This is a genomic window from Gammaproteobacteria bacterium (genome assembly GCA_037388465.1).
Classification (GTDB): Bacteria; Pseudomonadota; Gammaproteobacteria; order SpSt-1174; family SpSt-1174; genus JARRKE01.
In genome coordinates, this window is record JARRKE010000100.1 from 1 (window position 1) to 10,221 (window position 10,221).

Below are 10,221 nucleotides of genomic sequence, written 5' to 3' on the forward strand. Positions count from 1 at the left end.
GGCAGGGAAATACCCAGATTTCCTTCGTCGAGCAATATCACGGATCCCGTGACGAACGCCACCACGCCGCCCAGCCCCAGGGCGCCGAAACTGGGGACGAAGGCCTCGGCGATCATGAATCCGATGCCGAGAATGATCAGCGCCAGACCGGCGTAGTTCACCGGCAGCACCTGGAAGGCATACAACGCCAACAGAATGCAGATGGCACCGGCCACGCCGGGAAAGATGCTGCCGGGATTGGCCAATTCGAAGAACAGGCCGTAAATCCCCACCAGCATGAGCAGATAGGCCACGTTCGGGTCGGTGATAACCGCCAACAGTCGGCTGCGCCAGTCAGGCTGATATTCGTGCAGAGTCAGATTCTCGGTATGCAGGACGCGCGTCCCGCTGTCCATCACCACCTTGCGGCCGTTCAGCTGCTTGAGCAGGTCCGGAATGTTCGCCGCGATCAGATCGACCACATTGAGCTTCAAGGCCTCTTCGGCGGACAGGTTGCTTGCCTCGCGCACCGCCTTTTCAGCCCAGTCCGCGTTGCGCCCATAGCGTTCGGCGAGCCCGCGGATATAGGCCGCTGCATCGTTTACGACCTTGCGGTGCATAGCGCCCTTCTCGCCCTGCTCCGACTTGTCCTTGCCGTTCCTGGCGGGCGTTTCGTCGGGGACGCCGGGCAACCCGCCGATCTGAACCGGCGTGGCGGAGCCGAGATTGGTGGCCGGGGCCATCGCGGCCACCTGGCTGGCATACAGAATATAAGTGCCCGCACTGGCGGCGCGGGCGCCGGAAGGTGAGACGTAGGAAACAACGGGGACCGGGGAAGCCAGTATGGCCTTGATGATCTCGCGCATGGCGCTGTCGAGCCCGCCGGGGGTATCCAGACGCAGAACAACCAGTTCGGCACCGTTTTCGGCGGCCTTGCCGAGCCCGCGCTCGACATAGTCGCTGGTCGCGGGGCCGATGGCACCCTTGATCTGCAGCACCCAGGCCGTGCCGCCGTTCCCGGCGTGCGCCGGCACGGCCAGGACGAGGCCACCGACAAGCAACGCCAGCATGAGCCGCCAGATCGCGTGCAATACCCGCACCGGCGGCTGGAAAGCGGTGGCGGCGTGTACCTGCCGGTTTGTGCAGTACCCGCTGCCACACCTGTCTGCTTGATATGTTTCGGCCGCTGCGCGCCGTGCGCCCTGCATTTCCGCGTCCTCACTACGTTTTTCAACGGCCTGCTAGAATGCATCCTGCATACTGCCGTTTTATTTCAACTGACTATAGCATGAGCGTGGTTACAACCCTTGCATCCAACCCGTCCGCACGCGTCACGGCGGTCATCCTCGCGGGCGGGCGCGGCAGCCGCATGCATGGCCAGGACAAGGGGCTGCTGGCGCTGGACGGCAGACCGCTTGTCGAACACGTACTGGAACGGGTGCGCCCCCAGGTCGACGAGGTCGTCATCAGCGCCAACCGCAACCTCGATCGTTATGCGAGTTACAACCTGCGCGTCGTCCCGGACGTCGTACACGGTCATCCCGGTCCGCTGGCAGGCCTGCTCAGTGCCATGCGGCAAATCGATGACGGGCTGATTCAGCTCGTCCCCTGCGACAGCCCGGCCGTCTCCCGGCAACTGGTGGCGCGTCTGAAAACGCCGCTGCTGGAAAACGCGGCCCGCATCGCCCTGCCCGATGACGGGGTGCGGCTCCAGCCGCTATTCTCGCTGCTCGATGTCTCCCTGCGCGAAAACCTCGAACATGCGGTGCGTAGGGGCGAACTCAAAGCGGTGCGCTGGATGACCGACCAGAAACACATTCAGGTCGATTTTTCCGATACGGCGGGCAGCTTCATCAACCTGAACACGCCTGACGAATTTCACGGCTATCACTATGGCACCTGAACGACACACGCCCCCGTTGCTCGGCTTCGCCGCCTGGAGCGGAACCGGCAAAACCACCTTGCTGGTCAGCCTGCTCCCCCTGCTGCGGGAACAGGGTTTACGCATTGCAGTCATCAAGCACGCACATCACGAATTCGACATCGACAAACCGGGCAAGGACAGCTATGAACTGCGCAAGGCGGGTGCCGAACAAATGCTCATTGCCTCCAGCCGGCGCTGGGCGTTGATGACGGAGAACCCGACCGAAGCCGAACCGGAAATCGAAACGCTGATCGACAAGCTCGACCCGGAACGCTACGACCTGATTCTGGTCGAGGGCTTCAAGCAGGCCGCGATCCCCAAAATCGAGCTGCATCGCGCCGTCGTGGGCAAGCCTTTGTTCTTCCCCCAGGATCCGAACATCATCGCCGTCGCCACCGATGCGCCGCTGACCGAAACGACCGAACTGCCGGTGCTCGACATCAACGCACCCGCCGATATCGCCGCCTTCATCATCCGTAATCTGATCAATCGCTGACCATGCCACAACCACCCAGCTGCGACGAATTCGATCCCAATTCCTTGACGGTCGAACAGGCCTACGAACGCATCGTCAACGACGTACGCGTCGTCGACAGCGGCGAAACCGTAGCGATACGCGCGGCACTGAACCGCGTGATCGCGCACGACGTTGCCGCTCCCGCGGATGTCCCCGCCCATTCGAATTCGGCCATGGACGGTTATGCCGTACGTGCCCATGATCTTCCCTCCACCGGCAAGACCAGGCTGCAAGTCGCCGGGGCCTCCTTCGCCGGCCATCCGTTCGACGGGCAAGTCGGTGACGGGCAATGCGTACGCATCATGACCGGCGCTGTCATGCCGGATGGCGCCGATACGGTCATCATGCAGGAAAACACCACGCGTGACGGAGACTTCGTCGAGATCGGCGCCGGTCATACACCCGGCGACAACGTGCGTCACCCCGGCGAGGATCTGCGGGCCGGTGACACGGTGGTGGAACGCGGGCGACTCGTAAACGCGGCGGATATCGGCCTGCTGGCATCGCTGGGCATCGCCGAGGTCGACGTCCTGCGTCGACCGACGGTGGCCTATTTCTCCACCGGCGACGAGCTCAAGGGGATAGGCAGCCCGCTGCAGAAGGGTGATATCTACGACAGCAACCGCTACACCCTGCACGCCATGCTGCAACGCCTGCCGGTGGAAACCATCGATATGGGCGTCGTCAGGGACGATAAAGAGGACGTCGAGGCGGCATTCAAGGAGGCCGCGGAAAACGCCGATCTGGTCATCACCAGTGGCGGGGTTTCCGTCGGCGAAGCCGACTACATAAAGACCACACTGGAAAAACTCGGCCAGGTCGGATTCTGGAAAATCGCCATGAAACCCGGACGTCCGCTCTCTTTCGGGCATTTGGGTAATACCGCCTTCCTGGGCCTGCCCGGTAACCCGGTATCGGTCATGGCGACCTTTTTGCTGTTCGTCAGACCGGCCCTGCTCAAGATAGCCGGCACGCAGCCGCAGCCATTACCTCGCTTCAGCGCCATGCTGGATACCGACCTCAAAAAGCGCCCCGGGCGCACCGATTTTCAACGCGGTATTTACCGGATGGCCGACGACGGCAAGGTTCACGTTTCCACGACAGGATTGCAGGGCTCACACGTCCTGAGCTCCATGAGCCGCGCAAACTGCCTGATAGAGCTTCCGCGCGAACAGGGGAACGTGGCAGCCGGAGAACGGGTCGACTTTATTCCGCTCGACGCACTGCTGTAACTAAGACAAAGCGAAAGGCAATTCAGACGCGCCACTTCCGCGCGCGTTTCGTCCTTGACGGCCTTGACCTGCGCCTTGGCATCCGCCTTGACTGCACGCAGCTCAGTACGCGCCGCGGTGGCCTTGGCACGCAAATCCGCCTTCAGCTGACGATCACGTGCCGCAGCTTCACGACGCTTGGCCGCCGCCTGCGAACGTGCGGTAGCTTTTTTCTTGGCGGCCGTCTTCTTGGTCTTGGCCTTAGTCTTGGGCCGACCGCGACGAGTGGCTTTCTTTTTCGTTGCCGCCGTAGTGGCCCTTGCCTTCTTCTTCGCAGTCGAACGAGTGGCAGCAGCTTTTTTCGTTGCCGCGCGACGAGTACGTTTCTTGCTTGCTGATTTCTTAACTCTTGGCATGATTTGCTCCTGCGCATTAAAGTCAAGTGAATTATAGGAGTATATTTTTTGTTTTCAAATTAATGACACCGGCAAGTTAAAATATGCGCAACTCATCCAAGTTGATCGTTTGCTGCACATAAAAAGTGCCCGGCTTTTGCCGGGCATTTTTTATAAAGCGATGAGAATTTGATTTATGCCCTGGAGGCATCCACCATTTCCTGCATCACATCATTGAGCGATGCGGCATCCTCATTCTCCAGAATGCAAACGACGTTGCCCGCAGAGCAAACCGTGAATTTCGCACCGCGCACGATCCATCCGGATGGCGGCGTCCATTGGCTCAATCTCGTGAACATGGACAGCTGATCAGAGTTACCCTGCGTCAGCCGTTTATACCCGTGAGCGAAGGTCGTCAGCTGGCGCATCCCGTCTTCATCCAGCATGCCGTAACCTTCCAGGAATTCGCCGTCGTCGCGAAACTTCGCCACAACCTGCACTCCATCCATTGCCAGTATGCGTTTGATCATTGCGCCCTCCTTACTGTTCGAGCGCGTTATAAGCGGCCTGGATGTCGGCCTTGCTGTTCTCCATCACGATGCCGCTCCCTCCCGAACATACTGTGGTCCAGTCCACGCCGACCATGGTGAAGCCCTCGATGGGATAAAACCCTTTCATGCCGGTCACACCTTCCCAGCCGCGCGCCTGCATGGTTGCAATGGAGAGGTTCGCCACGCACACGTGGCTCGCGAGGTCGAGGATCTTTTCGTCAAGATTGCTGCCGGAAGCGGCTTTATGGGCCGTCAGCTCGCCTCGATCGGAGTATTCAAAAGCAGCCAGCGCGCCAGGAAGGGTCAAAAGTTTGTCAAGGTCAGCCATCGTTGTTATCTCCCAATCTTTAGTATGGTAGTCAGACAGATCACCAGCCCGCTGTCTTTTAGATCATTTCGTAATGCGCATCTTTGAGCTCGTCGAGCATCAGCTTGAGGGTGTCGCTTAGCGATCCGCTGGCACTGTCCAGAAAACAGAACGTATTGGCAACGACACAAACGCTGAATTTCGGCCCTCGAACGGCCCAGCCTCTTGCATCCGCCAGACCGTTTCCGGGATTCAACGATCCCAGCATGGAACTTTCCATGCGTACGGCCAGGCTTGTGGCACGGCACATGATCGAAGCCATACGCGCCATTTCGTCTTCCAACTGACCTTCGTATGAATAGCGATCGCCACGAAACGAATACTCCCCTGCAGCGATCACGCCCGGTTTAGACATAAGCTCTGATATCAGGCTCATGGACGCTCCTCAGTGGTTTGTGGTGGGTGAGTCTTTATAATTTTTTACTGATATAGTTATTAGCTATGTAGCTATTATTCTTTTTAATGTTATTTAACACACAAATCCGTGGTATGCCACACTTCGCACCCCGACCTTTCCCTCATTAAAAAACCGCCTTGAAAATGAATGAATTGACTCAGGAATCGCCCCGATACGTAGGGCTGGCACGCCGGCTGTTGTGCATGTTTTACGACACGCTTTTATTGATCGCCATCTGGATGGTAGCGGTGCTGATCGTCGAATTACTGGCCGGTCATCGCTTCGACGGCCCGGCGATGACCTTCTATCTGACCCTGGTAACCTTCGCCTTTATCGGCTGGTTCTGGGTCAACGGCGGGCAGACCCTGGGCATGAAAACGTGGCAGGTGCGGGTGGTGACCGACGCGGGCGGCCCGCTGGACTGGAAGCGGGCCGCACAGCGCTTTGCCTGGGCGGCGGTTTCGCTGTCCATCTTCGGGATCGGCTTCCTCTGGGCGCTGTTCGACGAAAAGTCGCGCACACTGCACGACATTCTGTCGCACACACACCTGGAACGGGTTTAGCGGATTTTTAGTACGGCGGCGCGTCTAACGTACCCGCCGCAGGGCGACTAGGCTGGCCGCCAGGAACAACAACAAGGGACTCGCCGCACTCAGGAAGGGCGACAGGCCGTAGGCGAGCCCGAAACTGCCCGACAGCCGGCTGAGCAGATAAAAACCCAGTCCGACCATGATGCCAACGAACAACTGCTGCCCGAAACCGGTCTTGCGCTGGGAACCGAACACGAATGGCATGGCCAGCAGCAGCATGACGAGACTGGACAGCGGCACGGTAAACCGCGACCAGAAGGCGTATTCGTACCGACGGGCGTCCAGACGGTTGGCGCGCAGATACGCCACGTAGCGGGCCAGCGCCCAGGCGGACATCTGCTGCGGCTCGACGACAATGACGCTGAACAGTTCGGGGGAGATCAGGTGCTTCCACCGTTCGCTGGGACGGGTCTCCACCGTGACGCCGGTGGGGGTGATGATGCTGCGTCTGACATCGTCCAGCGTCCATTCTCCGTCGTCGTAACGCGCCGAACGCGCCGAAATGCTCTGCTTCAGCGTCATGTCCCGACCCAGCACGAAAACCTTGATGCCCAGCAACCGGTGATCGAGCAGCACGGACTGTACGTGCAGGATGCGGTCGCCATCCTTGGCCCACAGGTTGCCCAGACCCTGTACCGAAACGTTGGCATTGCGCGCCTCGGTCTTCATGCGCTGCGCGTAGGCCTCGGCATGCGGGGCGACCAACTCCCCCAGTGTCATGGCTGCCAGCATCAGCAACAGGCCGGCCTTGAGCGTGGAGCGGACGATGCCCGCGATCGGAACGCCGGCGGCGCGCATTGCGATTAGTTCGCTGTGGTTGGCGAGGGTGCCGAGACTGAGCAGGCTGCCGAGCAACATCGAGGTGGGAAACAGCTCGTACATACGCCGCGGCATACCCAGCGCAACGAACAGAATGGCATGCAGCCAATCATAATTGCCCTTGCCGATGTCGCCGATTTGATTCACCAGCGCGAACATGGCATCCAGAGAGACCAGCATGAACAACGCCACGAGGGTGCCGACCGTGATCGTACGGGCCAGATAACGGTCGAGAATCTTCACGCCGCTTTTCTCCAGCCGTTGAGCAGCCACCCAAGACTGTAACGATGGACGATCAGCAGCAGCGCCAGCAGGAACATAACGCCGTGCACCCACCAGATACCGACCCATTCCGGCATGCGCTCATGTGCGATCCATGACTTGGACAGGAGAATCAGGTTCGCATAAATCACGTACACCAGAATGCCGAGCGCCATCTTGCCGAAACGGCCCTGGCGGGGCGCTGCGTAACTGAGTGGCAGAGCAAGCAGCGTCAGAATCAACGTGGAGATGGGGATGGCGAGCCGCCATTGGAGTTCCGCCTGATCGCGGGGGTCGTGCGATTTCAACAGCGCCTCGGTAGAGGTGGTATCCAGCCGGTCAGCTTCAGTGACCGCCGGCGGTGCGGGCATGCGCACCCGGCTGTCCTTGAAATTGGTAATGGTAAAGCTCCCCTCGCCGGGCACGCCCTCGTAACGATGCCCCTGTTCGAGGCGCAGGAATCGGGCCGCCCCGCCGGCCTTCACGCTCTGGCTCGCCTCGCTGGCGGTGACGATTTCGTCCCGTCCCTTCACATTGGAATAGATGAAGACGTTGCCCATGCGGTCGGCATTTTTGGAAATGGACTCGATGAACAGCACCCGATTGTCGCTCTTGGATTGAATGAAGCGTCCCGGTTCGATGCCGACCAGTTCCGAGCGCTGCGCCACCTGTTCGCGGATATGCCAGAACTGCCGGTCGAGCATGGGCATGAGATACAGGGACGCGAACGCCAGCAGCAGGGAGAGCGGCACGCCAATCTGGAACAGCATCCGGTACAGGCGGCCGTAGCCGATACCGGCGGCATGCAGTGCATAGACCTCGCTGTCGCGATACCACCGGCCCATGGTCAGCATGATGGCGATCAGCAGCGAGACCGGCGTCAGCTGTATGAGCGCCTTCACGCTGCTCAGCGCCAACAGCGGCAGCAAGGCGTCGGTGGTCACGATGCCGGTGCCCGCCTGCGCCAGCAACTGGGCCAGCAGATTGCCGACGATGATCAACAGCAACACCGAGACCACGCCCAGAAGACTGATTGTCACCTCGCGGAGCAAATATCGGGTCAGAACCTGCATGGATCGGTAGAATCTCGGCTGCGTGCCATTAACGTGGGTTTTGCCTACAATACAGGCTCGTTGCCGCAAAGGCAGAAAAAAGAATTATCCCAGTCCTCTCCCAGCCTGCAAAGCACGCACTATGGAATTCTCAATCAAGAGTGGTAATCCCGAAAAACAGCGCTGCGCCTGTCTGATCGTCGGCATTTACGAATCCCGCAAAATGACGCCGGCCGCCGCCCAACTGGACAAGGTCAGCGAGGGCTACATCTCCAACCTCCTGCGCCGCGGAGACATGGAAGGCGAACTGGGCCAGACCCTGTGGCTCTACAACCTGCCCAACACCCTCTGCGACCGGGTGCTGCTCGTCGGATGCGGCCCGGAGCGGGAGCTGACCGAAGGCCGCTTCGTGAAAATCGCCGCCGGCGCCGCCCGCGCCGTACACAAGGGCGGCGCGACCGAGGCCGTCTCCTACCTGACCGAACTCAACCTCAAGGGGCGCGATACCGCCTGGAAGATCCGCCAGGCCGTGCTCGCCTCCGAAACCGAGCTCTACACCTTCGATCAGCTCAAGAGCAAAAAGAGCAATCCGCGCAAACCGCTGCGCCGCATGGTCATCGCCGTCGACACCCGGCGTGATCTCACGCCGGGCGAACAGGCCGCCCGCGAGGGTATGGGCATCGCCTCCGGCATGCGCCTGACCCGCGACCTGGCCAATCTGCCGCCCAATATCTGCACCCCGACCTACCTGGCCGAACAGGCCCAGCTGCTGAAGCGCAAATACCGCAAACTGAAGGTCGAGGTACTGGACGAAAAGGAGATGCAGAAACTCGGCATGGGCGCCCTGCTTGCGGTGGCGCGCGGCAGCGAACAGCCGCCCCGGCTGATCGCCATGGAATACCAGGGCGGCAAAAAGGACGACAAACCCGTGGTGCTGGTCGGCAAGGGCATCACCTTCGACACCGGCGGCATCTCCATCAAGCCCTCCGAGGCCATGGACGAAATGAAATTCGACATGGGCGGCGCCGCCAGCGTGTTCGGCACCATGAAGGCCGTGCTCGAGCTGCAGCTGCCGATCAACGTGGTCGGCGTGGTGGCGGCGGCCGAGAACATGCCCGACGGCAGGGCCAGCCGCCCCGGCGACATCGTCACCACGATGTCCGGCCAGACCGTCGAGATTCTCAACACCGATGCGGAAGGCCGTTTGGTGCTGTGCGACGCCCTGAGCTATATCGAGCGCTACAATCCTACCGCCGTCATCGACATCGCCACCCTGACCGGCGCCTGCATCATCGCCCTGGGCCACGTCGCCTCGGGCATGCTCAGCAACCACAACCCGCTCGCCAACGACCTGCTGGCCGCCAGCAAGTCGGCCAACGATCCCCTCTGGCAACTGCCGCTGTGGGACGACTACCAGGAACAGCTCAAGAGCAATTTCGCCGACTTCGCCAACATCGGCGGACGCCCGGCCGGCACCATCACCGCCGCCTGCTTCCTGTCGCGTTTCACCAAGAAGTATCGCTGGGCGCATCTCGATATCGCCGGCACGGCCTGGAAAAGCGGCGCCGAGAAAGGCGCGACCGGGCGTCCGGTCCCGCTGCTGGTGCATTACCTGCTGGAACGGCTGGGCAGCAAGGCGCGGCGCTGAGGCCTCGAGTGACCGAGATCGACTTTTATCTGATCCAGTCCTCCCGCCCGGATGGCCGCCTGGTCATGGTCTGCCGGCTGGCCGCCAAGGCCTACGGCCTGGGCCACCGCATCCATATTCATACAGCCGGGCCGCCGCAAAGCGAACAGCTCGACGACCTGCTGTGGACCTTCCAGGACGGCAGCTTCGTTCCGCACGAAATCGGCAACGACCCCGGCACGCCGGTCACCATCAATCACGCCCACACGCCGGAAGGGGAATGCGACGTGCTGATCAACCTCGCCGCGGACGTGCCCGCCTTTTTCTCCCGTTTCCTGCGCGTCGCCGAGGTCCTGGATGAAGGCACCCGCGAAACAGGCCGCGAACGCTACCGCTTTTACCGCGATCGGGGCTATGCTCTGCGTCATCACGAGCTGAAGTTATGATCGGACGCAAGAAAAAGGGTAAAGGCGACATCCCGCTGCTGACCGAGGTCGTCCAGCGCGGCGAGCCGCAGTTCTCGCTCGACCA

Annotated in this window: 12 protein-coding genes; 6 read left to right on the forward strand and 6 right to left on the reverse strand. The window is 60.8% G+C overall.

The features are described from left to right. Positions 1-1,049 (reverse strand): nodulation protein NfeD (locus P8Y64_13055; GenBank protein MEJ2061393.1); only part of this gene is annotated, 1,049 nt, incomplete at its 3' end. A 218-nt stretch (positions 1,050-1,267) separates the two neighbouring features. Between P8Y64_13055 and mobA the strand changes: the two genes are divergently transcribed. The 3 genes from mobA to P8Y64_13070 are packed head-to-tail and all read left to right on the forward strand — an operon-like array spanning position 1,268 to position 3,652. Then, a complete protein-coding gene (mobA, locus tag P8Y64_13060) occupies positions 1,268-1,882 on the forward strand; it encodes a molybdenum cofactor guanylyltransferase MobA (protein MEJ2061394.1) in 615 nt (204 codons plus the stop codon). Next, a complete protein-coding gene (gene mobB / locus P8Y64_13065) occupies positions 1,872-2,399 on the forward strand; it encodes a molybdopterin-guanine dinucleotide biosynthesis protein MobB (protein ID MEJ2061395.1) in 528 nt (175 codons plus the stop codon). Before mobA ends, mobB begins: the two co-directional genes overlap by 11 nt. Before the next feature lie 2 nt (positions 2,400-2,401). Continuing rightward, a complete protein-coding gene (locus P8Y64_13070) occupies positions 2,402-3,652 on the forward strand; it encodes a molybdopterin molybdotransferase MoeA (protein ID MEJ2061396.1) in 1,251 nt (416 codons plus the stop codon). Between the two features lie 568 nt (positions 3,653-4,220). Here P8Y64_13070 and P8Y64_13075 read toward each other — a convergent pair. Genes P8Y64_13075 through P8Y64_13085 form a run of 3 tightly spaced genes read right to left on the reverse strand, consistent with a single transcriptional unit; the run spans position 4,221 to position 5,320 of the window. Beyond that, on the reverse strand, positions 4,221-4,556 hold the full coding sequence (locus P8Y64_13075) for a DUF2173 family protein (GenBank protein MEJ2061397.1): 336 nt from the start codon (positions 4,554-4,556) through the stop codon (positions 4,221-4,223). Positions 4,557-4,566: 10 nt separating this feature from the next. Then, a complete protein-coding gene (locus tag P8Y64_13080) occupies positions 4,567-4,905 on the reverse strand; it encodes a DUF2173 family protein (protein MEJ2061398.1) in 339 nt (112 codons plus the stop codon). A gap of 58 nt (positions 4,906-4,963) precedes the next feature. Then, positions 4,964-5,320 carry a DUF2173 family protein gene (locus P8Y64_13085; protein MEJ2061399.1) on the reverse strand — a complete coding sequence of 119 codons (357 nt, stop codon included), beginning with the start codon at positions 5,318-5,320 and terminating at the stop codon, positions 4,964-4,966. Between the two features lie 164 nt (positions 5,321-5,484). Between P8Y64_13085 and P8Y64_13090 the strand changes: the two genes are divergently transcribed. Then, positions 5,485-5,904: an RDD family protein gene (locus P8Y64_13090; protein ID MEJ2061400.1), complete on the forward strand. Its 420-nt coding sequence runs from the start codon at positions 5,485-5,487 to the stop codon at positions 5,902-5,904. Between the two features lie 24 nt (positions 5,905-5,928). Here the strand turns inward: P8Y64_13090 and lptG are convergent, their stop codons facing one another. Beyond that, a complete protein-coding gene (gene lptG, locus P8Y64_13095) occupies positions 5,929-6,993 on the reverse strand; it encodes an LPS export ABC transporter permease LptG (protein MEJ2061401.1) in 1,065 nt (354 codons plus the stop codon). Further along, positions 6,990-8,084, reverse strand: coding sequence for an LPS export ABC transporter permease LptF (lptF, locus tag P8Y64_13100; GenBank protein ID MEJ2061402.1), 1,095 nt, complete (start codon positions 8,082-8,084; stop codon positions 6,990-6,992). Before lptF ends, lptG begins: the two co-directional genes overlap by 4 nt. Positions 8,085-8,205: 121 nt before the next feature. Between lptF and P8Y64_13105 the strand changes: the two genes are divergently transcribed. Both P8Y64_13105 and P8Y64_13110 read left to right on the forward strand, forming a co-directional pair. After that, positions 8,206-9,711, forward strand: coding sequence for a leucyl aminopeptidase (locus P8Y64_13105; GenBank protein ID MEJ2061403.1), 1,506 nt, complete (start codon positions 8,206-8,208; stop codon positions 9,709-9,711). A gap of 8 nt (positions 9,712-9,719) precedes the next feature. Then, a complete protein-coding gene (locus P8Y64_13110; protein MEJ2061404.1) occupies positions 9,720-10,136 on the forward strand; it encodes a DNA polymerase III subunit chi in 417 nt (138 codons plus the stop codon). Positions 10,137-10,221 lie beyond the last annotated feature (85 nt).

Excerpts from the sequence above, each read along its gene's own strand:
- mobA (MEJ2061394.1), top strand. The coding sequence starts at position 1,268 with ATGAGCGTGGTTACAACCCTTGCATCCAACCCGTCCGCACGCGTCACG.
- P8Y64_13070 (MEJ2061396.1), top strand. The coding sequence starts at position 2,402 with ATGCCACAACCACCCAGCTGCGACGAATTCGATCCCAATTCCTTGACG.
- mobB (MEJ2061395.1), top strand. The coding sequence starts at position 1,872 with ATGGCACCTGAACGACACACGCCCCCGTTGCTCGGCTTCGCCGCCTGG.
- P8Y64_13085 (MEJ2061399.1), bottom strand. The coding sequence starts at position 5,320 with ATGAGCCTGATATCAGAGCTTATGTCTAAACCGGGCGTGATCGCTGCA.
- P8Y64_13090 (MEJ2061400.1), top strand. The coding sequence starts at position 5,485 with ATGAATGAATTGACTCAGGAATCGCCCCGATACGTAGGGCTGGCACGC.
- P8Y64_13080 (MEJ2061398.1), bottom strand. The coding sequence starts at position 4,905 with ATGGCTGACCTTGACAAACTTTTGACCCTTCCTGGCGCGCTGGCTGCT.
- P8Y64_13105 (MEJ2061403.1), top strand. The coding sequence starts at position 8,206 with ATGGAATTCTCAATCAAGAGTGGTAATCCCGAAAAACAGCGCTGCGCC.
- lptF (MEJ2061402.1), bottom strand. The coding sequence starts at position 8,084 with ATGCAGGTTCTGACCCGATATTTGCTCCGCGAGGTGACAATCAGTCTT.
- P8Y64_13075 (MEJ2061397.1), bottom strand. The coding sequence starts at position 4,556 with ATGATCAAACGCATACTGGCAATGGATGGAGTGCAGGTTGTGGCGAAG.